The organism is Virgibacillus ndiopensis, from assembly GCF_900187325.1.
GTDB lineage: Bacteria > Bacillota > Bacilli > Bacillales > Amphibacillaceae > Virgibacillus_E > Virgibacillus_E ndiopensis.
In genome coordinates this window covers 293,973-320,074 of the sequence record NZ_FZMZ01000006.1, presented here as the reverse complement: position 1 = coordinate 320,074, position 26,102 = coordinate 293,973, and the positions used below count along the sequence as shown (strand labels likewise).

At 36.3% G+C, this 26,102-nt stretch carries 31 protein-coding genes; 11 read left to right on the top strand and 20 right to left on the bottom strand.

Annotated features, from left to right (window positions below; translation table 11 throughout):
- Window positions 1–76: 76 nt before the first annotated feature.
- From CS937_RS14275 to CS937_RS14255, 5 genes are all read right to left on the bottom strand, one after another.
- A complete protein-coding gene (locus CS937_RS14275) occupies window positions 77–541 on the bottom strand; it encodes a helix-hairpin-helix domain-containing protein (RefSeq protein ID WP_099159149.1) in 465 nt (154 codons plus the stop codon).
- A gap of 156 nt (window positions 542–697) precedes the next feature.
- Entirely contained in the window at window positions 698–1,162 is a 465-nt protein-coding gene (locus CS937_RS14270; protein WP_099159148.1) for a GNAT family N-acetyltransferase, read from the bottom strand.
- Between the two features lie 99 nt (window positions 1,163–1,261).
- Window positions 1,262–2,002 (bottom strand): LEM-3-like GIY-YIG domain-containing protein, encoded by a 741-nt coding sequence (locus tag CS937_RS14265; protein ID WP_099159147.1) that lies wholly within the window; start codon window positions 2,000–2,002, stop codon window positions 1,262–1,264.
- A gap of 84 nt (window positions 2,003–2,086) precedes the next feature.
- The gene (locus CS937_RS14260; RefSeq protein WP_099159146.1) at window positions 2,087–2,617 is read right to left on the bottom strand and encodes a GNAT family N-acetyltransferase; all 531 of its coding nucleotides are present in this window, start codon (window positions 2,615–2,617) and stop codon (window positions 2,087–2,089) included.
- A gap of 21 nt (window positions 2,618–2,638) precedes the next feature.
- Complete coding sequence (locus CS937_RS14255) at window positions 2,639–2,992, bottom strand: VOC family protein (RefSeq protein WP_099159145.1); 354 nt, start codon at window positions 2,990–2,992, stop codon at window positions 2,639–2,641.
- A gap of 170 nt (window positions 2,993–3,162) precedes the next feature.
- Between CS937_RS14255 and CS937_RS14250 the strand changes: the two genes are divergently transcribed.
- Window positions 3,163–3,555, top strand: a complete 393-nt coding sequence (locus CS937_RS14250) for a hypothetical protein (RefSeq protein WP_099159144.1) — start codon at window positions 3,163–3,165, stop codon at window positions 3,553–3,555.
- A gap of 52 nt (window positions 3,556–3,607) precedes the next feature.
- On the opposite strand, the gene CS937_RS14245 is transcribed toward CS937_RS14250, so the two are convergent.
- Window positions 3,608–4,249: an SDR family oxidoreductase gene (locus CS937_RS14245; RefSeq protein ID WP_099159143.1), complete on the bottom strand. Its 642-nt coding sequence runs from the start codon at window positions 4,247–4,249 to the stop codon at window positions 3,608–3,610.
- 149 nt (window positions 4,250–4,398) lie between these two features.
- Between CS937_RS14245 and CS937_RS14240 the strand changes: the two genes are divergently transcribed.
- A complete protein-coding gene (locus tag CS937_RS14240; RefSeq protein ID WP_099159142.1) occupies window positions 4,399–5,976 on the top strand; it encodes a cation:proton antiporter in 1,578 nt (525 codons plus the stop codon).
- Between the two features lie 39 nt (window positions 5,977–6,015).
- On the opposite strand, the gene CS937_RS14235 is transcribed toward CS937_RS14240, so the two are convergent.
- Complete coding sequence (locus CS937_RS14235; protein WP_099159141.1) at window positions 6,016–7,245, bottom strand: MFS transporter; 1,230 nt, start codon at window positions 7,243–7,245, stop codon at window positions 6,016–6,018.
- Window positions 7,246–7,286: 41 nt separating this feature from the next.
- The gene (locus CS937_RS14230) at window positions 7,287–7,742 is read right to left on the bottom strand and encodes a CBS domain-containing protein (protein ID WP_099159140.1); all 456 of its coding nucleotides are present in this window, start codon (window positions 7,740–7,742) and stop codon (window positions 7,287–7,289) included.
- Window positions 7,743–7,902: 160 nt separating this feature from the next.
- Between CS937_RS14230 and CS937_RS14225 the strand changes: the two genes are divergently transcribed.
- Both CS937_RS14225 and CS937_RS14220 read left to right on the top strand, forming a co-directional pair.
- A complete protein-coding gene (locus CS937_RS14225) occupies window positions 7,903–8,328 on the top strand; it encodes a MarR family winged helix-turn-helix transcriptional regulator (RefSeq protein WP_099159139.1) in 426 nt (141 codons plus the stop codon).
- Window positions 8,329–8,682: 354 nt separating this feature from the next.
- Window positions 8,683–11,076 carry an immune inhibitor A domain-containing protein gene (locus tag CS937_RS14220; RefSeq protein WP_099159138.1) on the top strand — a complete coding sequence of 798 codons (2,394 nt, stop codon included), beginning with the start codon at window positions 8,683–8,685 and terminating at the stop codon, window positions 11,074–11,076.
- Window positions 11,077–11,363: 287 nt separating this feature from the next.
- Here CS937_RS14220 and CS937_RS14215 read toward each other — a convergent pair whose 3' ends face one another.
- Entirely contained in the window at window positions 11,364–11,555 is a 192-nt protein-coding gene (locus tag CS937_RS14215) for a hypothetical protein (protein WP_099159137.1), read from the bottom strand.
- 23 nt (window positions 11,556–11,578) lie between these two features.
- A complete protein-coding gene (locus tag CS937_RS14210) occupies window positions 11,579–12,025 on the bottom strand; it encodes a hypothetical protein (RefSeq protein WP_099159136.1) in 447 nt (148 codons plus the stop codon).
- Window positions 12,026–12,261: 236 nt separating this feature from the next.
- Here CS937_RS14210 and CS937_RS14205 point away from each other — a divergent pair, with 236 nt between their 5' ends.
- Both CS937_RS14205 and CS937_RS14200 read left to right on the top strand, forming a co-directional pair.
- On the top strand, window positions 12,262–12,486 hold the full coding sequence (locus CS937_RS14205) for a gamma-type small acid-soluble spore protein (protein ID WP_099159135.1): 225 nt from the start codon (window positions 12,262–12,264) through the stop codon (window positions 12,484–12,486).
- 270 nt (window positions 12,487–12,756) lie between these two features.
- Complete coding sequence (locus CS937_RS14200) at window positions 12,757–13,443, top strand: DUF4396 domain-containing protein (RefSeq protein ID WP_099159134.1); 687 nt, start codon at window positions 12,757–12,759, stop codon at window positions 13,441–13,443.
- A 49-nt stretch (window positions 13,444–13,492) separates the two neighbouring features.
- Here the strand turns inward: CS937_RS14200 and arsC are convergent, their stop codons facing one another.
- From arsC to CS937_RS14185, 3 genes are read right to left on the bottom strand one after another with little or no spacing between them, the layout of a single operon-like run.
- Window positions 13,493–13,912, bottom strand: coding sequence for an arsenate reductase (thioredoxin) (arsC, locus tag CS937_RS14195; protein ID WP_099159133.1), 420 nt, complete (start codon window positions 13,910–13,912; stop codon window positions 13,493–13,495).
- A 13-nt stretch (window positions 13,913–13,925) separates the two neighbouring features.
- Window positions 13,926–15,224 (bottom strand): arsenic transporter, encoded by a 1,299-nt coding sequence (locus CS937_RS14190; RefSeq protein WP_281251911.1) that lies wholly within the window; start codon window positions 15,222–15,224, stop codon window positions 13,926–13,928.
- 15 nt (window positions 15,225–15,239) lie between these two features.
- Window positions 15,240–15,584 (bottom strand): ArsR/SmtB family transcription factor, encoded by a 345-nt coding sequence (locus CS937_RS14185; protein WP_099159131.1) that lies wholly within the window; start codon window positions 15,582–15,584, stop codon window positions 15,240–15,242.
- Window positions 15,585–15,732: 148 nt separating this feature from the next.
- Between CS937_RS14185 and CS937_RS14180 the strand changes: the two genes are divergently transcribed.
- Together CS937_RS14180 and CS937_RS14175 are read left to right on the top strand one after the other, a co-directional pair.
- Window positions 15,733–15,924, top strand: a complete 192-nt coding sequence (locus tag CS937_RS14180) for an H-type small acid-soluble spore protein (RefSeq protein WP_099159130.1) — start codon at window positions 15,733–15,735, stop codon at window positions 15,922–15,924.
- Window positions 15,925–16,002: 78 nt separating this feature from the next.
- On the top strand, window positions 16,003–16,740 hold the full coding sequence (locus CS937_RS14175) for a GDSL-type esterase/lipase family protein (protein ID WP_099159129.1): 738 nt from the start codon (window positions 16,003–16,005) through the stop codon (window positions 16,738–16,740).
- Between the two features lie 166 nt (window positions 16,741–16,906).
- Here CS937_RS14175 and CS937_RS14170 read toward each other — a convergent pair whose 3' ends face one another.
- Together CS937_RS14170 and CS937_RS14165 are read right to left on the bottom strand one after the other, a co-directional pair.
- Window positions 16,907–17,644 (bottom strand): hypothetical protein, encoded by a 738-nt coding sequence (locus CS937_RS14170; protein ID WP_141554365.1) that lies wholly within the window; start codon window positions 17,642–17,644, stop codon window positions 16,907–16,909.
- A gap of 328 nt (window positions 17,645–17,972) precedes the next feature.
- Window positions 17,973–18,584, bottom strand: a complete 612-nt coding sequence (locus tag CS937_RS14165) for a YpjP family protein (protein WP_099159127.1) — start codon at window positions 18,582–18,584, stop codon at window positions 17,973–17,975.
- Between the two features lie 169 nt (window positions 18,585–18,753).
- On the opposite strand from CS937_RS14165, the gene CS937_RS14160 reads away from it, so the two are divergent.
- Window positions 18,754–19,002 (top strand): hypothetical protein, encoded by a 249-nt coding sequence (locus CS937_RS14160; protein ID WP_425445472.1) that lies wholly within the window; start codon window positions 18,754–18,756, stop codon window positions 19,000–19,002.
- A 6-nt stretch (window positions 19,003–19,008) separates the two neighbouring features.
- Here the strand turns inward: CS937_RS14160 and CS937_RS14155 are convergent, their stop codons facing one another.
- A complete protein-coding gene (locus CS937_RS14155; protein ID WP_099159126.1) occupies window positions 19,009–19,938 on the bottom strand; it encodes a DUF4349 domain-containing protein in 930 nt (309 codons plus the stop codon).
- A 152-nt stretch (window positions 19,939–20,090) separates the two neighbouring features.
- On the opposite strand from CS937_RS14155, the gene CS937_RS14150 reads away from it, so the two are divergent.
- A complete protein-coding gene (locus tag CS937_RS14150) occupies window positions 20,091–20,987 on the top strand; it encodes an aminoglycoside phosphotransferase family protein (protein WP_245835759.1) in 897 nt (298 codons plus the stop codon).
- 50 nt (window positions 20,988–21,037) lie between these two features.
- Window positions 21,038–21,649 (top strand): hypothetical protein, encoded by a 612-nt coding sequence (locus CS937_RS14145; RefSeq protein ID WP_099159125.1) that lies wholly within the window; start codon window positions 21,038–21,040, stop codon window positions 21,647–21,649.
- A 463-nt stretch (window positions 21,650–22,112) separates the two neighbouring features.
- Here CS937_RS14145 and CS937_RS14140 read toward each other — a convergent pair whose 3' ends face one another.
- The 4 genes from CS937_RS14140 to CS937_RS14125 form a co-directional block, all read right to left on the bottom strand.
- Window positions 22,113–23,120 carry a DUF3231 family protein gene (locus CS937_RS14140; RefSeq protein WP_099159124.1) on the bottom strand — a complete coding sequence of 336 codons (1,008 nt, stop codon included), beginning with the start codon at window positions 23,118–23,120 and terminating at the stop codon, window positions 22,113–22,115.
- A gap of 101 nt (window positions 23,121–23,221) precedes the next feature.
- Window positions 23,222–23,566, bottom strand: coding sequence for a YqzG/YhdC family protein (locus CS937_RS14135; protein WP_099159123.1), 345 nt, complete (start codon window positions 23,564–23,566; stop codon window positions 23,222–23,224).
- A gap of 128 nt (window positions 23,567–23,694) precedes the next feature.
- Window positions 23,695–25,350, bottom strand: coding sequence for a LolA family protein (locus tag CS937_RS14130; RefSeq protein ID WP_099159122.1), 1,656 nt, complete (start codon window positions 25,348–25,350; stop codon window positions 23,695–23,697).
- Window positions 25,351–25,377: 27 nt separating this feature from the next.
- Window positions 25,378–25,902: an RNA polymerase sigma factor gene (locus CS937_RS14125; protein WP_099159121.1), complete on the bottom strand. Its 525-nt coding sequence runs from the start codon at window positions 25,900–25,902 to the stop codon at window positions 25,378–25,380.
- Window positions 25,903–26,102: the final 200 nt, after the last annotated feature.

The following is a 26,102-nucleotide window of genomic DNA, read 5'->3' as shown; positions in this document are numbered from 1 at the left end:
TGTAATTGATTTTTGTAAAGTAAAAGGTCTGGCACCTAAACATGTTTTGGTAATTTTATATTGAATGTATACGATCCTATTCATTCCACGCTTTTCTAGGCCTGTCTTTTGGAAAACCAACTTTTTCCCTGTATTCTTTTCTTTCTTTTGTGAAATCGAACCATTGTCTGTTAGAACCTGGAGTATTCGCATGGTGAACGATGCAGCGAATTTGATCTTCTACACAGCTGTCCGTCCATACACCTAAACATTGTTCCAACCTATCAAATAGTTCAGCACCATCTTTATCTTTCATATCATTTAAAGAATAAATATTTAAACGATATACAAGCTTCTCAGCCAATTTATAACCAATGGATGGAACCGCTTGGAATTCTGATAAACCTTTCACTATATTTGCTCTCTCATCTGAAATATTTAGTATCTCGATTAACTGTTCAACACTTAGAGTATGTATTTCACTAATTTTTACTTTAGCTTTTCTAAATTTTGTTTTTTCATCTGGCGTTAGTGACAATGTTGGATTGGGAATGATAATCATCCTCCTTCAAAATACCTGAAAGTTATTATTACCTGAACAAAAGAAGGCGATAATTCTAATCTAGAGGAATTTTTTTTAACAATAGAAAGTGTGTTGAGGAGGAAACTTGCTCTCCTTTTTTATTTCATTTTTTCAAGTTATCCAAAAACATTGAGGTTAGTTTTCGTATTCCATTTTTAGAAACTCAAATGTGCTGCCATTTGTATCCTGCATAAAAGTACCAATATCTTTAAATCCAAACTTTCTATATAATTTTATCGCTCTTTGATTAAAAGCCGCCACAGATAATGTTATTTTTTTAGGTTCATATTCTGATTGAACTAAATTCATAGCTTCCTTTAGGAATTCTAAACCCATACCTCTTCCAGTTAAATCTGGTCTCATTCCTAAACCGATATCAAATGTTTTATCAGCTACTTTGTTAACACTAAAGAAAGCTACCAATTCATCATCTTTAGTAACAGCAAACATTGAGTTCCCTCGTGTTCCTGGGTTTAAAAATTCCTTTAAATCTTCTCTATCAGCTTCCATATCATAAAATGAATATTCATTATCATAATGCCAGTTAAATGCGATATTTTCTGCTTGTTCTTGTGTCATAATTCTAAACTTATAAGTCATAAGTCATTTTTAAACTCCTTTTTTATCTTTTAACTCATTCTCCAACCTGTTAAATAAGATCCCTTTCATTTACATTACCGTACTAATACTTTCTACTTATTAATTTTCTTTTATATTTACGTATCTAATCGGGTTTTGCGCACTTCTTGGAAGATAATGCTCTACTGATTTTCTTATGTATTTTGATCTTATTGTTTCTTCTGCTATTTGACCAACAAATTCCCATCGACCTGTTTCGTAATCAAAAGAACCCCTTGTATTAAATGTACTTCCCGCTCTATACCAACCGTTTACTTTATACACCTCATGAACAATTCCATCAAATACAGCAAATGCATATTGCACTTTCTCCCTATCCTTCCCAATTCTCCATACACTTCTAGTAGCATCATACAATTCGATATCAGTCATGTCATAGCGGAAAATGCGATTTAATCTAATTAATATCGCTGGTTCCATAATATTGACTTGTTCTCTTTCATAATGTGATATCAATTGAGTCACTTCTACTCTTCCAAAAACACCGCTTTGCCATCCACGAACTCTATTGGTCAGTTTTTCTTTTCCAATCAAATCAATAATTGCTGCCTCAACCTTTAGTGCAGTATGCTCATCTTCCAATCCATGAGTAAGAATTTCAATTTTAGGTTCCTTGCCTCTATCGTGAATACGTTTAATAAGTCGGCTCTTTTCTGTACCTTCGGGGTCGGTTAAATGATAAAATACACGATTACCGATTCCTTTCCCTACATAAAATATCTCATCCGTCTCGGGATCAGAGTAAATATAAACATAATACTTTAACTTATTAATAACTTCTTTGGAAAATTGCTCTTTCATACTGAAATTCCTCGCTTACCTTTATTACAGAAGTCTAAATACATGGTCGACTTAAGCCAATCCAATAACTAAGGAGCCACAAGCTCAACTTTTATACTCAATCAACCAACAATCTCGATATTCACCTTCATGAAGCTCATGTTTAGGGAGGATTCTAACTTTATTAAAGCCGCACTTTTCATAACATTTTAAGGCCCGCGCATTTCTTACTTGAGGGTCCATTACTACTAGATCCGCTTTTTTATGTTCTATTAAATAGTTTACCATGGATTTAACAAGTAACATTCCAATTCCATTGTTCCAATACTTCACCTCACCTATGAATTGATCCATTCCATAAATAGTTTCATTAAAATAATCATAATCTTTTTTTGTTTTATCATCTAATACATAAAATTGAATATATCCTATTTCATTCCCCTCAAATTCTACAGTGCATTTAACTACATCATCTTTTGGGTCATAAAACTTCTTATTAACTTTTTCTAATTTAAAAGGATTGTCCCTTCCCTCATAAAATTCCAGAACAGATATGTCTGAAAGCCATTTAGCTAAAAGGTATTTATCTCTTACTTCTAACTTGCGAACTATCAAATTACCATTCTGGAACAACAATACCGCACCTCATTCGTATTACTACTTTCTTTGAATAAGCCCAAACCCAACCCCGGTAGGATCTACTAAGTACGCGAGAAAAAATTCATCAAACTCCATTTTTTCCCGTACTACCATTGCGCCATAGTCTTTTGCTTTGGCGATGGAGTCGTCTATGGAATCAACTTCTATTTGAATACGTGTCCCATGCGGATAATCATTTGGTCCTTTGCTTATTCCACCATTGATTCCAGTTCTCCCAGTACTCTTTTCCGTAGAAACAGACCAATAATCCCAGTTTGGTTCGGATATTTCCCATCCAAAAACATCTGAATAAAATTTTGTTGCCTTTTCCGGTTCCTGACTGCTTAATTCAAATCCAACAACTTTTCCCATTTTAAAACCCTTCTTTCAAAAATATAAAAATTACTATTACAATAATTCTCTATTATCCTATAAAACCCTTTTTCTTATTAACAAAAAAAACATCCTCTCCTATTCCTAGTCATAAATACCATCTACAAACATACAAATGAACTAAATCTATATATCTGGGGGAGTGCGTGATGGAAGCTTCACTTGCTATTACAGAGGAAGAATTACAGCGATACGCTGAACTAAACAAGCTTAAAAAGGAAATTGAAGAAGAAATAAAGCAGTTTAAAACGAAATTTCATAACCATTTTGATGACCTAATTGGAAAGGAACAAAAAGGTGAAATACAGCGCGGAAACTATAAACTTCAACGACAAATACGTACTTCCATTAGTTATCAAGATGATAGTACAGTGCAAAAATTGGAAGAATTAAACCTAAATGATTTTGTTATCGTGGCAAAGCGTCCCGATGCAGATAAACTAAAAGCTGCGTTTAAATTGGGTTTGGTTGAAGAAAGTATTTTTGAAGAATGTAAAAGGGAAAAATTGACACAAGCGATTGTAGTGAAGGAAACAATATGAACACAAATAAGGTGCCTGTTCTTGCGTACAGACACCTTATTTGCGTTATCATTTAAACCCGCTTCAATGCTTCCGTAATTGGAGTGTCTCCCGAGATAAGATCAAATGCGCGTTTATATGTGTTTTTCTCATCCAATGCAGCTACAACTGTACGTGCCACATCCTCACGCGGGATTGATCCTCTTTCTAATTTTTCGGCAGCAGATACTTTTCCTGTACCCGTTTCGTTTACTAATCCGCCTGGTCGAACAATTGTATAATTTAAGTTGCTTGCCTGAAGCATTCTGTCTGCATAGTGCTTCGCAACGTAATAGGCTCTAATTTTTTCATTCCAATTCTCTCTGTTGTTAGCTTGAAAAGCACTGACCATGACATAACGCTCCACTCCCGCTTGCTCAGCAGCCTCCATTGATTTTACTGCGCCATCAAGATCTACTAGCAATGTTTTATCAGATCCTGTGCTGCCTCCTGATCCAGCGGTGAAGATAACAGCATCGCAGCCATTTGCAGCTTCCGCGATCTCATCTACACTTCCCTCTAGATTACCTAGAATCGTTTCTATACCCGCTTGATTAAGAGCGTCTGCTTGCTCCTGTTTTCGCACCATTGCTCTTACTGTATGCGCACTATTTTTTAGTAAATCAACGATATGTTTGCCGATTTGACCATTGGCTCCTATTAAAAGAACTTTCACAAAGCATGTCTCCTTTATTTTGGATTTGCTTACCTTATTATTATTTCAAAATTAAAAAGTCTTATCAATTAAACAGCTTTTAATCGTTAATCGTTTGGGGTAATATGAATGGTATAAATAGGAATAATGCTTTTTAAAGGGGATATACCATGCATGATTTAGATTTACATCATATTTTTCAGCTTGGTCTTATATTGGTTATGATTGCGGCCGGGATTACAGCTATTGCGAAGAAATTTAACAGACCGTATCCAATTGCTCTCGTTATTGTTGGGGCGATTATTGGGCTCGTGAACATTCCGTTGCTTGGGCCACTAAAAGACTTTATTACAGAAGGGGAAATTTTCAACTTTGTCATTATTACATTGTTCCTCCCCGCATTGTTAGGAGAGGCTGCATTAAAGCTGCCATTTGCCCATTTAAACGAAAATAAAAAGCCAATTATTGCTTTAGCATTTGGTGGAACGCTTTTGTCTTTTATTATCATTGGATTTTCTTCACTATGGCTATTAAACCTTACTATCCCAGCAGCTTTTGTATTTGCTGCCTTAATGAGTGCCACAGATCCAGTTAGTGTTTTATCAATTTTTAAAAGTGTTGGCGTACATAAACGATTGTCCACTGTTATTGAAGGCGAAAGTTTATTTAACGATGGATTGGCAGTTGTTCTATTTAACATTTCTGCCTTTTCGTTACTTTCCTATACAGAACTGGGATTGCAAGGTGCAGGATATGGGCTATGGGAATTTGTCAAAGTTATTTCTTTAGGCGTTCTGATCGGAGCTGTTCTAGGATATGGCGTATCCCGTTTAACAAAATACTTTGATGATTATCCATTAGAAATTATTTTTAGTATTATTCTCTTTTACGGTTCCTTCTTACTTGCTGAAAGCGTTGAGGCATCTGGCGTCATCGCGGTTGTTGTTTCAGCCCTAGTCTTAGGAAATTACGGTTCAAAAATTGGCATGAGTCCTACAACCAAGTTAAATATCAGTAACTTTTGGGATGTCGCGGCACTATTGGCAAATTCACTCGTTTTTTTAATGGTTGGATTGGAAATAACACGAATTGATGTTGCGGATAAATGGGGATTAATTTTTGTGGCTATTTTAATTGTTTTAGTTGCACGAGGTTTAGCGGTATATTCTAGTCTTTTATTCATAGGAAATATTCCACGTTCATGGAAGCATATCTTGAATTGGGGTGGATTAAAGGGGTCATTATCCATTGCACTTGTCCTCAGTCTCCCAAGGGATTTCACAGGGCGCGAGGATATTTTGATTCTTGCTTTTAGCGTTGTATTGTTTTCGTTAGTCGGTCAAGGTCTCTCTATTAAACCACTCATTTCCTGGCTAGGGGTTAAGAAACAAGAGGATGGTAATAAAGATTACAAAACACTCATAGCACATGGTCATCGATTAGAAACTGCTATTGGGGAAATAAACAAAGTTAAGAAAAACCTATTGATTTCCGACCTAGTTGCAAATGAATTAATCGATCGACATAAACAAGAATTTAATACATTGCACGAAAAGATGGAGAAGCTTTTGCAAAAATACCCAGAACTTAAAGAAAAACAGGAAGCTGTTTTACAAAAACATTCATTATATGCGCAGCACGAAGCAATTCAACGTCTGGTGAGAGAAGATATCATATCCGATGAAGTTGCAAAAGAGGAACTTGAATCAATAACAGATAAGCTTGTGGAATTGGATCAGGATCATTAAGAAAGGGTGTCTGTCAACAATGTGACAGACACCCTTTTCTTAATGAACTGTTTCAACAGTATCAACATGATTTACGTGTTTATGGTTGTACCAAATGAATAATACGGAAATGAATACAAACACTGCACCCACTATAAATGGAATGCTTGGGTTGTAGATCTCTGATAGTTTACCTGCTGTATACGGTGCAATAGCTCCTCCTATAAAGCGAAGAAAGCTATATGCGGCCGATGCTGTAGACCGTTCAACATCTGTTGCATTCATTACTGCAGTTGTAATTAACGTATTGTTATTTCCAAGTAGCGCTCCAGCAACAATAACACCAGCAATAACTACCCATTGTGTCGACGTCCAAATACCCATTACAAGTAAAACAAGAGCGAACAAGGTTAGCATCATACCCATCGATGTAATTGTTCCAAACCGATGTTGAAGTTTTGGTGCCATGAATACAGAAGTCACCGCAAGCAATATTCCCCATCCGAGAAACACAAAGCCTAATCCATGCTCATCTAGCCCTAAAACGAAAGGTGCATAGGCTAATAAAGTGAAGAATCCAAAATTATACAAAGCTGCTGCAACACCAAAAACTAAAAGGGATCGGTGCTTCAATGCACGGAATGGATCTAATAAAGACGTTTTCGATTTAGCAACTTTTTTATCCTTAGTTTCTTTTGGCATTAATATAGAAAGCCCAATAAATGCAATTACCATTAAAGTGGAAACACCAAGGAATGGTCCTCTCCAAGACATCGCGCCCAACCATCCACCAAGCAGTGGTCCAACAGAGATACCAAGTCCGATTGCTGCTTCATACAAAATGATTGCTTTTGCATTACCACTATTGGAAAGGGTCACGATTGCTGTCAAAGCTGTCGCTACAAATAATGCATTACCTAGACCCCAGCCACCTCGTAAGCCAACGAGTGTCCAGATATCGTTTGAAAATCCACCTAGTCCTGCAAATAAAGCAATAACGACAATACCTCCAAGTAATGTACCTTTAAGACCAATTCTAGATGAGATCGTACCAGTAATCAGCATTGCGACGGCCATAACAGCATTATAGCTAGTAAAGAGTAAGGTTACTTCGCTTGGAGATGCGTCCAATTGGCTAGCAATTGCCGGAAGAATCGGATCAACAAGGCCTAGACCCATGAACGCGATGATACTAGCAAAGAAGACCGCCCATACTGACTTAGGCTGTTTAAGAATACTCATCTCTTCTTGAATTGTGTTACCTGATATTGTTTTAGTATTATGTGACATTAAACTTACTCCATTTCTAATTATAAAATATAATTGCTTTGTTAAAGAATTGACTTAAATGTATGCCGGATGACATCCCCACGGCTAATGATTCCAATTAATTTCCCATTTCGCTCAACCGGTAACTTTTTTATTTGTTTTTCTCCTAAAGTAGCTGCAACATTTTCAATATTCTCATCCCATGCAGCTGTAATCACTTTATTTTTTGCGATTTTTAAAACACTTAATTCAATTATTTTTTTAACCCTTTGCTCAAACTCCTCATCGTCCCCTTTAATCACATTCACAGTGTATAGGGAGTCAACAATTATATCCTTCTGTCTGCCGATGTATCGCAGGATATCGCCATCACTCACATAAGCGACGACTTTATTTTTGTCATTAATCACTGGTAGACCACTAATGCGATACTCGATAAATTTTTCAATGACAGAACGGACTGAATCTGTTTCATTCACTTTGTAGACATTGCTGATCATCATATCTTGCGCTTGCATACTTAACCTCCTCTAGTGGTAGATTTGTTTTTACATCAAATAATAAATAATTGTATCATACAACTATTTAATTGTATAGTGCAAGTAATTCCAATAATTGATATGGAAAACACTTGCGGCAAGCTATCATTTGGATATAGGATAATAGTGAGGTGTAACCATGAATAAAGAATCACTTGAAACAATTGAAAATGAAGTAAGTGTCTTTGTAAGGCGCATTGTTATATCAGAAAAAAGAAATGCAAAGCTTGAGCGCTCGGCTTATATTTTATTACGTCAATTATCAACACATGGTCCTGCTGGAGTGAAAATATTAGCTGATCAGCTTCAATTGGATATTTCCACGGTAAGCAGACAAGCAGCAGCTCTTGAACATAAACAGTACGTAGACAAAGTTCCCAATCCTCGTGACGGAAGAGCCTATTTCTATCGAATTACAGATTTAGGAAATAGAGAATTAGACGAAGCCAAACAACGGCGATATGATAGACTGTCAAACCTATTAAAAGATTGGTCTGAGGAAGAACGAGAAAGCTTTGGACAATTGTTGAGGAAATATAATCAGACGGTTGATAGCGACAATTGATAACATAAACCTTCTATGATCTTACCTACTCCCCTTATTCACACACAAAGATAGGCCTTCAGCAATTGGCAGGAGATCTATCTTTTGTTTTTCCATTCAAATTGTTCATACAAAATACCTATTAAGTTTCTGTATTAAGCATATATAACCAAATAAAAAAATGTCATTTATAGGTATATAATCACTATTTTTGACTACCTTTGTTTAAAATATTTACAATATTCTATTATGGCTATATCATAAAAAGTGCCCCGTCATATTTTTCAGATTTATAGAATTAGTTTAACTAGTCTATTAAAAAGGGAGGAGATTAGAACTATTTTTAGGGGTCAAAAAAATATTAGGAGGAGCTATATGAAGAAGAAAAACGGCATCATTCTTTCAACAGCACTAGCATTATCCCTCGGCTTGGGAGCAATTAATGTTTCTGCCTCTGCACCAAGTGTTGAAGTACCGGATTTATCAACTACTACTACCTTTACATCACAAAACGCATCATTTGATGCAGGAATTGCAAATGATGAGAAATTAATAGAAATGCTGAAAGAACAAGGAAAGATTGCGAAAGATGCTTCTCCTGCTGAAGCGAAAAAGGTTTTGGAGAACTATTTAAAAGCAAAAGCAGAAAATGCGGATAAGAGTAACGAGAATGAAGTTGGAAAATCCCTAGGTAAAGACCTTAAATCAGATAACAAAATTGAAAACAATGGATTGAGAAATGGAAAAGGCAATAAACTAGGACATGCCAAGAAAAATAAACCAGATTCTGTTGAAGAAGAAGTTTATAACGGTGAAGTACGTGAAGACAAAGTTCTAGTACTTGCTATCGATTTCCCAGACTATGAAAAAAGCTCTATAACAAAAGAAGAAACCGATATGTGGTATGAAAACTATACACATGAACATTTTCAAAATATGATTTTTGGTGAGGATGGCTATGAAGGACCGAATGGTGAAAACCTAATTTCCATGAAGCAGTACTATGACCAACAATCAGGCGGAAGCTACACAGTAGATGGTACTGTTGCAGGATGGTATACTGCAGACCACCCAGCTGCTTACTATGGCGGAAACGTTCCCGCTCCGGACGGTAATGATGCTGCAGCTGCCGAATTAGTATATGAAGCACTAAAAAAGGCTGCTCAGGATCCATCTATTGATTTAAGTAATTATGACGTTTGGGATCGTGAAGATTATGATGGAGACGGCGTACTAGCTGAACCAGACGGAATCATTGACCACCTAATGGTTATTCATGCTGGTGTAGGTGAAGAAGCTGGTGGCGGATCACTTGGAGGAGATGCAATTTGGTCCCACCGCTCATCACTAGGTTTGGTTGCAGTTCCTGGTGCTACATCTGATAGTGATCGTTTTGGTGGCCAATTAGGAGCAGATGACTACACAATTGAACCAGAAGATGGAGCTGCAGGTGTATTTGCTCACGAATATGGACATGATTTAGGTCTTCCTGATGAATACGATACTATTTACAGTGGTGAAGGTGAAGCAGTTTCGTATTGGTCACTTATGGCTGGAGGAAGCTGGGCTGGGGATGTTCCTGGAACTGAACCTCCTGGAATAAGCCCATATTCAAGACAAATGCTTCAATCGCTTCATGGAGGTAACTGGTTAAGCGGTACAACACTAAATGAAGATGATATAACGCGTAAAGGTACTTCTGTGCTTCTTGATGAAGGGGTAACAAAAGGTACAAACAATGATGCAGTACGTGTTAACCTACCTGATAAATTAAATAAAATTAACACACCAAAAACTGGTGAATTTGAGTACTATGGTGGCAGAGGTGATGAAGTTGACCACAAAATGGTCACTACTGTTGATCTAACTGGTGCCACTAATGCAACACTTGATTTTGATGCATGGTATGAAATTGAGGAAAACTGGGATTATGCAATGGTTCAAGTATCAACTGACAATGGTGAAACTTGGACATCCCTATCAAGTGACCGCACAAGCTCAGAATTTGCTGCAGGCGGATACGCAACAATTCAAGAAAACCTACCTGGATACACTGGTTCCAGTGACGGATGGGTCCATGAAACAATTGACATTTCGGAATATGCTGGTCAAGAAATTCAATTACAATTCCGTTCTATGTCTGACTGGGCAACAAACCTAGAAGGATTTTTCACGGACAACGTTAAAGTAACTGCAGATGGAAATGAAGTGTTCTCTGATGGTGCAGAATCAGACTCTTCCTTCACAATGGATGGCTTTGAAAAACATGACGGTACGTATACAACTGAACAATACTACTTACTAGAGTGGAGATCTCATAACGGCGTAGATGAAGGGCTAGCACATATCCGTCGTGGTGCAAGCTTAATGAGCTTCGACCCAGGTCTAGTTGTGTGGTATGTAGATGAATCTTATAACAACAACTGGACAGGCGTGCACCCTGGTGACGGGTTCCTTGGTGTAGTCGATGCAGACCAGCATGCTTTAAAATGGAGTGACAAAACTGTAGCGTCAACCCGTTATCAAGTTCATGATGCAGCATTTAGTTTAGATAAGAAAGAAAAAATGTTCATCGATTATACAGAAACGCAAGGTGTGACATTAAAAGATAATTTTACGAAACGTGCACCGTTATTTGATGACAGTGCTAACTGGAGCAACCCAGGTCTCGTTGACGCTGGACGTAATGTACCAGAATTCGGCTTGAAATTCCGTGTTACAGGTCAAAGTGATGATGGTACAGTTGGTAAAGTATTGATTTATAAGTAAGAGATTAGAAGTTTGGAAGATTAGAAGTTTAAAAGGGAAGAAATTGGGGGTTACCTGATTTCTTCCCTTTTTATGTTACGAAGGGGGAATGGGTGACCGCTGCTCTCGCGCTAATGATTAGGCTGTCGGGGTGATGATTGTGCTCTTGGGCTGATGTCCGTGCTTTCGGGGGGCTTGTCAAGAAAAGTGTGTAAGTTATTCTAAATATTTTAACACACGTTTATTAAGATGGTCATGTATTAATAGCTGGTTTATCTCCTCCTTTCTCTAGTATTTCATTCGACCACCTAAAGGTTCTGCGTATCCTTTTTTATTTCATGCATGAAGCTCTCTGAGTATACTCTTTCTGATTCACTCATATGTCTATTCTTTTCCTCCAGATTGATCTTTTTCCCTCTCATTTTTGCTATTAAATCAACGATAACACCTATGAAAAGTAATCCGCCGAACAAAATTAAAATAACAGCCCATAAAGGCATAGTTAAGACCTCCTTTAAATTTCTCACTTCACTTTACTTGTTATCATGTCAATCATATCAAATGCTTTGCTTTCTGAAATTTCCTTGAGATTAAATGTAATTGAATATGTGCCCTTTTTTACGTTAAATAATGCCAGTAGCGCTTTGGCATTGTTACGATCAACCTTATGATACTCGACCTCAATACCGTTAAAGATCTTAGTTTCACTTGGCTTGGAGCTACCTTTTCCACTTCTAAATGTCAGTTTAACTACGAAAAATTCACTTTCATACACTCCATACAATACATCAGAATCCATATTTTCCTCATATTTCTTTACAAATGCATCACTTTTTAATTCGCCTTTTTTCTTGGAATATTGAATAACTAATTCTTTGTTATCAAATGGTAGGTGCTGAATTTCCGCCAAAGTAATAGGATAATTCTCAAATTTTGGAATAAATAGATCAATTCCAAATTCCTCATTCACTTGCCTCTGAAAAGAAACCTCTTTACCCTTCGTTTGAAACGTACAAGCACTAATTATTAAGTAAGAAACAAGTAATAATACTATTTTCTTGATATTATTACCCCCCCAGACTTATCTTACTACAGTTTACGTATAAACCAGTGCATTAGTTTCATTTTTCAAACAATTGATTCATTCTGATTAAAAAAATCGTTTTTAACAGAAGCTAAAAGAAAACCAGGATGGAGGCAAATATAATGAAGGAAAATGACAAACATAAAAAAGATACATTCACAGTAGCAGGAACAAATATTGACGCAGTAAAGAGGCAAAATGAACGATCTGGCATGTCATACAACGAGGTAAAAGAATTAATCGCACGAACATCAGGTGGTCATGGTACAGGAATTTACAGTGACACCAATATCGAAGAAGTGAAAAGAAAAAATCAAGCGTCCGGTAATAACAGCCAGCAAGAGTAATAGCTATAAAATTAAGGAATGGCTTAGTCCTGTCAACTAGCCATTCCTTAAATAGTTTTCATAATATTAGAATAGATTTAAAAAGGCTTTTGATCGCGTGTTTGAGATTTCTTCATTAATTATTAATTCTAATTCACCTCTTTGTTATAAGACTTACACTAATAGACACGATAGAATGTTGTTTTGCTTATAGTTTATACGTATGTTTCAGTTCTATGCTTTTGGGAATCATACATATGAGGTTATTGTAATTTTGAAGGGATTGATAAGATGGACTTGCTTGAAATTATCTCCTGGATTGCCATTTTAGTAGGTATCGTGCAGGCAATTATTATAACGATTGATGTACTAAGGTTTCCACAGAAAATGATGCCTATCATGAATATCGTTTGGCCACTAACTGGTTTGTACTTCCCAATTATAGGAATGTGGGCATATTATCGATTAGGACGTAATAGTAAGAACAACGAAAACGATCACATGGACCACCATCATCATAACCATGACGATAAACCGTTTTGGCAAAGTGTCTTTGTTTCTACGACCCATTGTAGTAGTGGGTGTTCGCTTGGTGATATGATCGGTGCGCCAATTGTATTTCTAACTGGCTTTACAATCGCAGGAAGTACGCTTTTTGCTGATTATACAATTGAATTTATTTTAGCGTACATTTTTGGGATTGCCTTTCAATACTATGGTATGGGATTTAAAAAACAAGACAATCCAGGAAAGGCTCTTAGAAATGCGGTCAAGGCTGATACGTTATCATTGATTGCTTTTGAAATCGGTATGTTTGGATGGATGGGACTTTCTCATTATGTATTTTTTACAGAAGCCCCGACACCGAATACGGCAGTGTTCTGGTTTATGATGCAAATTGCTATGATGCTAGGATTTCTTACAAGCTATCCAGCAAATTGGTTGTTAGTGAAAAAAGGGATCAAACATGCCATGTGAAGGGATACTTTTTAAGGGACTATCCCTAAAGGAACAGCCCCTCCTATATCTACTTCCCCGTTTCAGCAAAAAGACGAATCCTCTCGCCAATTTGATCACGGACAAGCCTAAATACTTGCCATTTTTCTTCATCCGTTCCTTCAGCTTTGGCCGGGTCATCAAAGCCCCAGTGCTCTCGCTTCACTTGAGGTGGTGTCATTGGACATTTATCTGCTGCATCTCCACAAAGCGTGACAGCTAAATAAGCATTGTTCAAAACCTCCGAATCAATGATGTCAGATGTTTGATTGGAAATATCAATCCCAACCTCAAGCATTGCCTTGACCGCATTCGGGTTCAACCCGTGTGCTTCAATACCTGCACTTTTTACTTCCCATTCATAACCTAAATACTTTTTTGCCCAACCTTCTGCCATTTGGCTTCTGCAAGAATTACCAGTACACAAAAAATAGATTGTTTTCTTAGACATCAACTCATTCCTCCTAAAAAATAACTAACGTTACATATAATCCAAGCAAGGTGATAAATAATATTGGAACGGTTAAAATTATTCCAGTTTTAAAGTATGTTCCCCAGGAAATTTTAACTCCTTTTTGCGATAAAACATGAAGCCATAATAAGGTTGCCAGTGATCCGATTGGTGTAATTTTCGGTCCCAAGTCAGAACCAATCACATTGGCATAAATAAGTCCTTCTCGAATAATTCCTGACGTGTCCGTTCCAGCAATTGCTAATGCATCAATCATAACCGTTGGCATATTGTTCATAATGGATGACAAAAACGCCGCAATAAAGCCCATTACCATTGTAGCCACAAACAATCCCTGTTCAGCACTTACTTGGATCAGATTAGCCAGCACATCAGTCAGACCAGCGTTACGTAACCCATATACAACAACGTACATTCCAATGGAGAAAAATACGATTTTCCATGGTGCTCCTTTGACAACTGCTTTCGTGTCAACAGCCTTACTTCTTCTAGCCATTAGTAAAAAGAAAATGGCAATGATCCCTGCAACGATTGAAACGGGCACATGTACAAACTCACTTACAAAATAACCGATGAGCAGTACAGTAAGAACATACCAAGACAATCGAAACATTTTTGTATCTCTTATTGCCTCCACAGGTTCCTTTAGTTGTGACAACTCATATTTTTTAGGGATACTTTTCCTAAAATAAATGTACAAAACTAATATGGTCGCAGTAAGTGAAAATAAGTTTGGAATAATCATTTTGGAGGCATATTCAACAAACCCAATCGTAAAAAAGTCAGCAGATACAATATTCACTAAGTTACTTACTACTAACGGCAGTGACGTTGTATCTGCAATAAACCCACTTGCCATAATGAATGGAAATACCATTTTTTCTTTAAAATTTAAATTTCTTACCATTGCAAGCACAATTGGTGTCAATATTAACGCAGCTCCATCATTTGCAAAAAATGCTGCGACAATTGCTCCTAAAATACTAACGTAAACAAACATTTTAGTCCCATTACCATTTGCTGCTCTTGCCATATGTAACGCAGCCCATTCAAAAAATCCAATCTCATCTAATATTAAAGAAACAAGAATAATTGCGACAAAGGCTAAGGTTGCATTCCATACGATTTTTGTAACTTCTATTACATCATTAAACCCGACTACACCTACCAATAAGGCAAGGACAGCTCCACCACAAGCAGACCATCCAATTGATAAACCTTTTGGCTGCCAAATAACTAAAACTAACGTAATTAAAAAGATTAACGATGCAAATATAATTGATGATGACAACATATTTTCCCCCGATCATTTACACGAAATACGTGTTCCTTGCTCTTCTAATTCTTTCAATTTTTGGTCTTGATTAGGTAGCAAGCTTAGAATTTCTTTGACAAATGGGTAATACTCACAAGTTTTGTTTAACGAGTAAAAAATCCATTGTCCTTTTCTTGATTCTTGAACTACTCCCATATCTCGCAGCTTGCGAAGATGCTGACTCATGGAGGGTTGACTTGCTTGAAAGATTTCCACAAATTGACATACACAACAATCATGGTTTTCCAGTATTTTAACCATGGTTAAACGTGTTTTATCACCTAACAGCTTCAAAATTATTGCAGCTTTATCGATATCAATTATTTTTGTTAGCATAACAACCCCCCTATTCTCACTCATATATTAACATATAATAATTTGCTTATATATTTAAATAAAAAAGTTCATCTCCTTTAGTTTCCACAAATATTATTTTTAAAAAATGTAAAGATAAGAGTAATGGGGATTGTGTAAGGAGGAAGTTATGGACATTCATCGTGCACAAGAAATTTTGAATTCACCCGTATTGATTAATGTGAACTATCATGGGATACCAGTGTATATACAAGATATAAACCAAGATACAGCGACCATATTCCCGCTTGATGAGATGAATAATGAGCAACAGGTAGACTTGAATGGCTTGTCTGAAGGAAGTCAAACTCAATTTAGTTAAACCAAATTGGAACCTCCTTTCATTAGGAGGTTTTTTACAGACCACTACATAAATGGACAAATAAAAGAGGTGTTTTTAATGAAAAAAATCTTCAAATTGTTAGCTTTCATTTTAATTGCAATTTTACCTTTTTCCACGACAGCATTTGCCAATAAAGACAATAGCATAAAATCACTCGTTGCTCTTGGTGACTCCATTCCTTATGGCTACAACCTGAGCAAAAACAATAATTCTCCTTCAAGATTTTCCTATCCATACTTAATTGGAAACGATGCTAATTTACATGTGAAAGACCTTGGAATACCAGGCTGGAGAACAACAGAATTGCTGGAAGCATTAAAAACAGACCAAAAATTCCGCCAGGCGGTAAAACATGCAGACTACATTACATTAAGTATTGGCAGTAATGATCTTTTACAAGCATTAAAGGCTGCACAAGCAAGTAGCGGCGGAGACCCCGGTCTATTCATGCCATTATTACAATCTGAGATCCAAAAAAGGAACATCTTTGGTAATATTGGGGAGATAATTCTAGAGATCCGTACACTTACGGAGGCTCCAATTGCCGTTTACAATGTTTATAATCCATTCCAAACGGATGATCCTTTACATCTTGTTGGTTCAAATATACTTCCAATTGTAAATGAAGGTTTTGACCAACTACTAATTAATTTCACCAATGTTGTAATAGCCGACGCATTTACTGCTTTTGGCGAGGATCAAGCAACATATGTAATTCCTGGTGACATTCATCCTACGATTAATGGCCAAATTAAACTTGCTGAGATTGGATTAGATGCGTTTGGGCTACATTAATTTAAATGATTGAGGTTGGGACATAAGTGTTTTATCAAAGAAAAATCCGAACAACTAGAAATTATAGTTGGTGCAACTAACTCGCTTCGGAAATATACTTCGCTAAATTGTACATTGTTCGTATTTAGAATTGATTATTTTACTTTTGTCCCTGCCTCTAACTAATTTAATTAGAGTTCTTCTGTTCTTTTTTATTTTGCATATACAATGTTAATGGTTGTTCCGATCCTGTTAAAAGCTTGTAAACAGCTGAGGATGTTAATTGGTAGCTATCTTCAATTTTTTCAGCCAGAAAACTTGCTCTCTCGAATAGGATGGAACGAATATTGTTTATTTGCCTAAATGTTTTCTCCATCATTGCTTCCTGATTTTCCAGTTGGTTCAACACTTGATTCTGATTTTCATCGTGCTTAGAAAATTTATCTGACATCTGCTTGTGAAGATCAAACAATTCCTCTAGCTGTATAGTGAGCTGTTGATTAGTGGTTTCATATTTCCCAAGCTGATGCACAATGTCCTGATTTGACTTGCTTACATGGTTAATTTGGTCAATAACCTCCTGCTTTAATAAACCTTCTTGTTCCAGCATTTCCTTCATTTTCTCACTATTTTCATCTAGCATTGTTAACCACTCCATAGCGTTACTTTCGAATTTCTCATGCTGAAGATTCGTTTCTTTTAATGCTGCAAGCTCGTTGCCAATATCTTGCCAGCGTCTTGCCTGTGTAATTTTTTGCTCATTAAAACCAAAATTTAAATTACGATAGGATGTCAATAAAGATTCATTTAACCTTTTCTGTTCTTTTACCAATTCTTGAAAATAATCCATTTTAAAATAATCCTGATTTGGTTCTGCAATGCTGCCTTGATTCATAAAAACATCTGGGTGCTCACCTTTATTCATAAATAGCCCCATTTTGTCACTTCCCGTTATAATGTATTATTAGTTTATCTTATGCTTTTCAATTTTTGTTGGGACATTATCGGAGTTGGATAAAGAAATTGGGCGGGTGCCTATTTTATAAATTTATTAGTCTTAATTGGGACTTTTTATGGTTTCAAACGTCATTACATATACAGGATAGAAAGAGGTGGCTAAATGGATAGTAAGGTAGAATCTTACGGTCGAGAATTTGATGTATAATGTAAACATAAATGATTCGGTTCATTTTCAAGTTTCAATGGATAAATAAAAAATGTCAGGTACCTGCACATGAGGTACCTGACATTTTTTACGCCATCCACTTCGGCGGAATATTTTTATCCCAGTAAATTTCGCCAATTTCATGATGTTCTTCAAAGTCGTCATTGTTTAAGTGATAGTGGAAATTAAACCAGTATCCTTCTTGCGGCCGATTATCACGCCTTACATGAAATCTAGCAAGGTCTTCATTCGTACGGAGATCATATATGTTAAAAATCCTTTCCCCGAATCCATCTGCAGGACTCTCCGTAATACCGTAATACGAGAGGTCTTCTTCATCTGCACCTGCTAAAATCATAGTAACGACTTCCTCGATATTAGGCAAAATTTCTGTTGTAAAGTCATCATCAACTTGACTAACAATCCTCGGCCCTAATTTTGTAATAGTCTGTTCTTTTGCTTTTTCAGTTATTGTATTAACATAATCTAATTCTTCTTCATCATTTTCAGGTTCAGAATCTGTTTCTTCCCGGCTTATATCTAACGTTGTTGTAAGAAAATCCTCGTTAACATCCTCTTTGGGAGAAACCGCCTCTTTATTATCCTCAGCATCCGTATTTAAATGTATTGGCGGGACATATATCCCTAATGTCATTATGGTAACTAGGACAACGGTTACTTTTCTCATCCAAAGCTTCATGTTTAATTCTCCCCATTTATAATCTTACTTCAATTTTATCATTTCCAAGACAGATGTCTATAAAATTTATAATATTTAACCAAATGGTAACACTTTTTCCACATTTATACCTAAAAAATTTTTATGTTATAATTTCATGTATAACTTATTTAAGGGAAGCTGGAGAAAAGTGAAAAAAATGGCAGGCATTCTTTCCTATATTCTATTTTTATTCGGAATAGCGTCATACATCGTGATTTTTTTGGGCAATGATAGCTTTTTATTAACTGGCGTTATCATCTCAGCAATTGGATTCATACTCGCATTATATGCTGAAAAGCCTTTTAAAAAGATCGGGCTATTCGGAAACGGTTTAGTTCTATTGATTGCATTTATTATCCCATTTATCGTAACTACATTTTTCTGGAATGAACCATAATATAATTTAATCTTGTTGATTGCTCTGTCTACTCTTCTTAATAATCAAAAGCACAACAATTACAATAACCCCTAATAGTATAAAAATAGGTAAGTTTCCTACAAAAAAGATAAGTAAACTGGAAAAGGCCGTTATGAGGAAGTTGATACTTTTCAAAAACTGTTGTTTGATTTGTTCCCAGGTGTTCAAATCGTCCTTGCTCATTCCGGAAAGGCTCACATTTTTTTCTTGAATTTGGATAGTGACCGTTGCAAGATCTGTTTTGTTTTGTAAGTATTTCATTCGACCGGTTATTTCTTCAATCTCTTCTTGAACTTTTGCCAAATCGTTGGAAATGGTTAACAGGTCTTCCGTTTTTTCAGCTTGCTCCATAAATGAAAGCAACCTTTTTTCTACTACACGCTTCGACTTCAAACGTGCTTCTAAGTCAACATACTCTTCTGTTACATCCTGCCCTGACACAGAACTCTCCAAAACCTTGCTACTACCTTCTTCGACTAATGTAATAAATTCCTGAAACTCTTCTTGCGGAATCCGAACAGTTACATGACCATTGGTTGTTTCATTTTCGGCGTCCTCATACATATTCGACTCAACAATATAGCCTCCTCGGTCTGAAGCCTGGGTCCGAATTTCATCTAAAGCTTTTTTGTAACCCTTTACTTCAATACTAAGGTTGGCAGTATAAATTATTTTTCGATCAGTTTCAGTAGCATTATCAACCTTGGAATCTGCATCTTTCTGTTGCACAGAACCTTCATTTTGACCTGATTCATCTTCTACTTTTTCAGTCGAGGACTCCCCTTGGCCTACAACATGATCCTCTGTACTTAATGCAGTCTTATCATTCGATTCACTTTTTTCTGATTGATTACTGCAAGCCGCTACCGTAACACTGATTCCCAAAATAAGAATAACGAAAATAACTTTTCTCATTATTACGACCCCCAATTTTGGGACAGAGGGACAGGTTCATTGTCCCGGGACAATGAACCTGTCCCTCTGTCCCGCTTTTTTATGTATAGACGGAATTTATTGAAAAAAGTTACACTTATTGTATAAACGAAATCACTAGGGGGATTATCCTATTGGAAGATTATATTCGCAATCGTATTTTATTATTCAATAAAGCTAACTCTATTCAGAAATTGAACAAAGGGTTTTCTTTTGATGAAAAGTATGTAGTTGACGATCAATATCTGATAAGACTTTTTCCAATAACAGATATCGAACATAGACGGACCGAATTCAATAACATCAACAAACTAGCAGCATATTCTGAAGTAATTCCAAAGGCGATAGCGTTTAACCAATTAAAAGAAAAAGAAATAGGCTATATGATACTTACCTTTTTGCCTGGGAAAGACGGAGAGAATGCGCTAAAAGATTTATCGCAACAGGAACAATATGATGCAGGGTTTCAAGCAGGTATTGAATTAAGGAAATTACATGAGATGCCTGCTCCACTTGGGTACCCATCCTGGAATCAAGTTAAAAAACGGAAGAATGATAGATACATGGAGGAATTTAAGAAGCTACAGATCGATTATCCCCTAAAAACCTTGCTTGAAGCATATATAAGAAAAAATGAACATTTGATGCAAAATAGACCTAACACATTTCAGCATGATGATTTCCACCCAGCAAACCTTTTAATACATAACAACGTCTTTTCAGGAATTATTGATTTTCAAAGAATCGATTGGGGCGATCCGATTCATGACCTGCATAAATTAGGTTTTTTTTCAAAGAGAGTAAGTATTCCCTTTACAAGAGGCATCATTAGCGGGTATCACAAACACACAAATCCGGACAAAGGATTTTGGGACTTGTATGGATTATACAGTGCCATGCATATTGTTTCTGCACTTGTATGGGGTAAAAAACTGGGAATAGAGACCTATAACAGGATGTTGAACTATTCGCTAGATGTTATTCGTGACCATCGTAATTTCGAGCGTAATATTCCTGAATGGTATAAGTAGGTTTATCTGGAGCAACATCATGTTACAATTAAACAGTAAGGAGGGTTCACGTGAGATATTTTACAATCGGAATGGTACTATTACTATCGTTGCTCAGTGCTTGTACACAAGATAAGGCAAGTATAGAATCAGAATCTGATGCCACTATCAAAGAAGCTGACTTAACAGCATTCGAAAAACACATGATGGAAATCGCTGGTACATATTCGTTTAGCTACGATATTGAGATTAAAAGTGACAAAGTGAAAGAGCTTCATACTACAATCGATTATTACGAGAACGGTGATTTCAAACGAAAAATTGTGGATTCTTATACAACACTAACTGAAGAAGATTTAAAAGAAAAAATTAGAACAGTTTTTGTTCGGCAGCAACCAACAAACGATCAGGAACAATGGATTTCTTCAGTCATGACAAAGGATGGATATTCCACTGCAGAGTCAAAATTTGATATAACAAACAGAAAAAAAATAGAAAGTACCACCTGGGGCGGGATTAGTGATAAAACTCCCTTAAAAATTGGAGAAAAAAGAATCGTAGCTTCACTTATAAATAGCGATAAAAATGCTGTTTCTATTCGAACTAATATCGAAACAAAAGAAGAAATAAAAGAAGCAACCAACTATGAACAAGTGTATTTGATCTCAGTGGAATTACAATAGTGCCAGAAGGACAGATTAATTTTGGAAAAGGAAAAAAATAAGGGGTGCATTATAATCGTAAAAACGTCAACTATCTTAGGGTTAATTGCCGGTATAACATACTCCTATGGCTTTTCATGAACTTATTCCATCCATATTCCAGTGCATTTGAAATCGAACTTATGCTGAACACATTTTTTCATGCTACTGCTTCCAGCGTGTTTAGCTATCTTTTCTGTATAAACTCTAAAACTCTAAAAATATCATCCTGTTAATTACATTTTTCTAGTCATTGTAATTTAGTTTATACATGGCTTTGACGCCGAAAATATTGCGCTATTTGGTGTTACGAATGTTCTTATTTGGTAGGATTTATTAATATGCAGTTAATAAGGAAAATGGACTTGATATAATCTTACCTTCCGTGCCATGTATGTTTGACCTATCGGAACGTAGGGACAAGATTCCTGTCCCTACGTCTTATTTACTTCTCTTTCGCTATTTCCTTTCTGTTAGGAGCTAGTGGTGGCTGTTCCAACCACCTATTTTGCACCATAATGTTAAACCACTTTTTTGTTATCTTTAGATTTCTAAAAATGGTACTTTCGTAAGTTGTTATCAGGTCTGCTCTCATAGCTGATGCTAACCCTGCCCCATAATATGCTTGCGCAACTTGAGACAAAAACCCTATATGATACATCATTAATTTATCTGAAAAGGGCGATTCAGTTGAGGTTGTTACTTCTGTTTCCCATGATTTTGGAACAGGTAAATTATCCATGTACATAATTTTTGAAAAAGATTGTATATTACTGTTTGCTATGGTCTCGGAATCAGTCATAAACTTTCGTACTTCTTTTGTTTGAGCAACTTGACTAAATGCGATACTAAGTGTTTTAGCCATTATGCTTTTTTTCATGCTGAGAGAAATACTGATGATCTCTGTTGAGGCCAATCGTCTTCCCTTTCCAATAAATCCATCAATGAAATCTTTATTGATTATCCACTCAGGGTTCTTTGTAGGATAAATGAAAGGGTCTCTTTGAAACTCCCCCTTTTCAAGCAATAATTCAATTGTTTGATGGTACATCCTTTTACCATCATTATCACATGAATCATAAAAGTACCGTAAGTCCTCTCTAATGGATACACCAAATGAAGTTGTGTGTCCTACTAAACCGTGTAAGGTCATGATATGTAAGTAATTCAAGCAAAATATGTCAGTGAATAATTTCTCCGTACCTTTGTTGAGGTCGGTTTCAGTAAACCCGAATGGAACTGGAAAACCCTCGTTCTCTAAAAGAGTTACGATTTGTTTCTTTTGTTTTTCGAACATCTTAATAGCATCCTGAAAAACGGCTTTTATCGACTTATCCTCAATAATTGAGAGCATATATTTATTTACTATTTCTGACATTGTTCCGTTTATATACTCTCCCCATAGTGATCCTATTTCGGAAGATGTGAGTTTTAATTTATCCTTCTTGCCCATATTTTCCACCTCTTTAGTACTATTTACTTATAGTAAGAAATATAAACCTCCTTCCTTTTCCAAATGACAGTAGAGAGGAGATATGATGAAATTTTGATGTATCACCTATTAAATGATACTTTAAGGATTTCTTCCGTTTGGTTATCAAATTCAACATTGACATAAACACCAAATTCCTTATTGCCTTCTTTTAACCAAAGCTTAAATTTCTCAATTGAAGATTTTCCCCGCACATCTCTCCCAACATGTAAATAATCAACAATATCAGCATTTGGATATCTTGCTTTTGTTTCTTTCATAGCCAGCCTCCCCCATTTGGCATATGGTGGAATTTCTTTTTTCGCATATATATTTTTTTCCAAATCCTTAGTATGAACTACATTTAAATTAGAATAACCCAAGAAAAAAATCATAGATAAAACCACTATAGTTATTAATTTCCTCATATTAATCGCCATCTTTCTATTTTTCTTTTAGGATGTACGAATTATAAGTATTTATTAAATGAATAACCCACGAAGAAAATAAATTTCTCCGTGGGTATTCGAGGGAAAATGGACCAGTTCCTCTGTCTTTATGCCGGATCGTATCCGACTACCGTCCATATTCCTGTGATGTCTTGCCTTACGAGTCGCTTTAGGTAAACTTTTTTGATTGAAGTTTTATCACCACTTACTGCTATTATTGCCTCATCACCTGTATTTTTGATTACTTCAAGTTCATCCATCGAAATCGGATAATCGCCTATAATACCATCCGGAGATATTTTCAAGCTAACAAAAACTTGTGCGACAAATACTGGATCTAGTTTCCATGGTGAGCTCCCTGCATCGACACTTTTTTGATCATTTTTTTCTTTTGTTAAGTCATATGGAACTTCTACTTGAGGTGAAAATTCTTGTTCATCAACTGTAGGCATCTTAAATTCACCATCAGTTAACCCCTCTGTTAATAGTACCAATTCCTCTAATGGCGTATTACCTACTACAGCAAATTCAAATCCATCCTGCTGCCACCTAATGGAATTTACATTGGTACCTTCTGCATAGGGATCTCCACCTCCGAGCATCCCCACAAAGTCTTGAACAGGTGATTGTATTTCAGCGGTATTATTATCAATCTTTCCTAAAATTGCATTTGCTGCAGGCTTAAATTCACCATTCGATTCTCCTTGCGAAACTACAATTCGCTTCCCTTTCTCACCTTTATAGTAAATCTTAGCAACATCCCTACTAGGAACTACCACCAATCTATCCTGAACATATCCTGCTGGAAGTCTTCTCGGTGTTTTTGGAGTAAATCCAACAGCCTCTTGCACTTCATTGATATCGGTCACTACTTGTTCAGAATTTTTATCGATTTCCTCAAAACCTTTAGGTAGCTGATAATCCATTAATTTTCCAGGAATTGTATTGTTAAATGCGATTTCCGTGTAGGTTATCTTATATTGTATAGCATTATGCATGGCAGTTTGTTTTTGCAATGGAAGCTTGGTTTCGTTATCAATCCATATCTGATAAGGTTCCCCTCCTTTAGGTGTCACCTCTAAGATAGTTGCCTTTCTCCCAGCAATCGTATCTTCTCCAATCACATTTGTAGCTAAAGCATTCGTTACATTGTTTATTTCATTTCCTAGTTCAAAATTAAACCGATAGCCATCCGGAGTGGATGGGAAAATATGCACTTGTTTTTGATGAGGATGGACCTGCCATTTCTTTTCGCCGTTATTTACCGTAACTAAGCCCTTATTAGAACCCTCTAAGTTTTTGATGTAATAGTGTCCATTCTTGTCTGCCCAAACCTCCAATTTTACCTGCGTAGTTGATTTTCCGTTGGCGTTCATTTCTACTATTTCAAGTGTTCCATGGTATGCTTCTACCTCCTCAAAGGCATCCGCCATAACGTTAACAATGTTGGAGTTCCCAAATGGTAACATGACGTTGACGATTAGAGCGATAATGGCAGCGGCACTCGCAATGCTAATAAAAAATGCCCACTTTCTTTTGTTCTGTGGCCGCTTCCGCGAAGCTTCACTTTTCACAGAAGAAATCAATTTCTTTTGAAAATCAGGACCTGGCATTGTTGGATCCTTTACACTTTTAACAAGTTTTACAGTTTGATAAAGTTCTTTTAACTCATCAGATTCTGTTGAATATTCATCCTCATCGGGCTGTTGTTCTTTATTCAAACGATCTATAAAATCGGACACTTTCCGCTCATTGTTCTCCATCACTTCGTACCTCCAAATCTAATTATTCTATTTAAGGATATCGGCAAGCATCTGTAACGCTCTATGCTGCATGACACGTATGGTAACTTCTTTTTTATTCATCAATCTAGCTGTTTCCGCTACGGAGTATCCTTTTAAAATGCGTAATTCAATTACTGTACGCTGCTCTTTATTAAGTTTACTCAGAGCATTTTCTATTAAATGTCGCTGAGCACTCATTTCTGCAGGATCTTCAGCAGTGTCGTCCATCTGATTGATCAGCTCAATATTAACAGCTGTTCCTCTACGTTTCTTCTTACGCCATAAATCTCGCAGAACATTTAACGCAACAGTTTTTAAAAAACCAATATATTTACTCGGGTTAACCTTCCCGCTTTGTAAATGCGACATGGCTTTTATATACGTTTCCTGCGTAATATCTTCCGCTTCTTCACGATTTTGGACTTTATAATAAATGAATCGATATATAGGTTCCCAGGTGGTATTACATATTTCTTCGATGGATGGCAAATGATCATCATCCCCTAGTTGGGAATTCTCTATTTTAGCCATAAGGATTTGCACCTTCTTTCTGACTTGGTGTTTGCACTATTAAAAACGTCTCTCAGACATATAACGTTACATAAAATCGAAAAATTAAATCGAGTGGGACAGGGGGTCAGGTCCCTTGTCCCACCGTAGGTACCCAATCCCCTGTCCCAGCTACACCTATTTTGCGCCTATGCATAAAGTATAATGACATCCATCTAGGA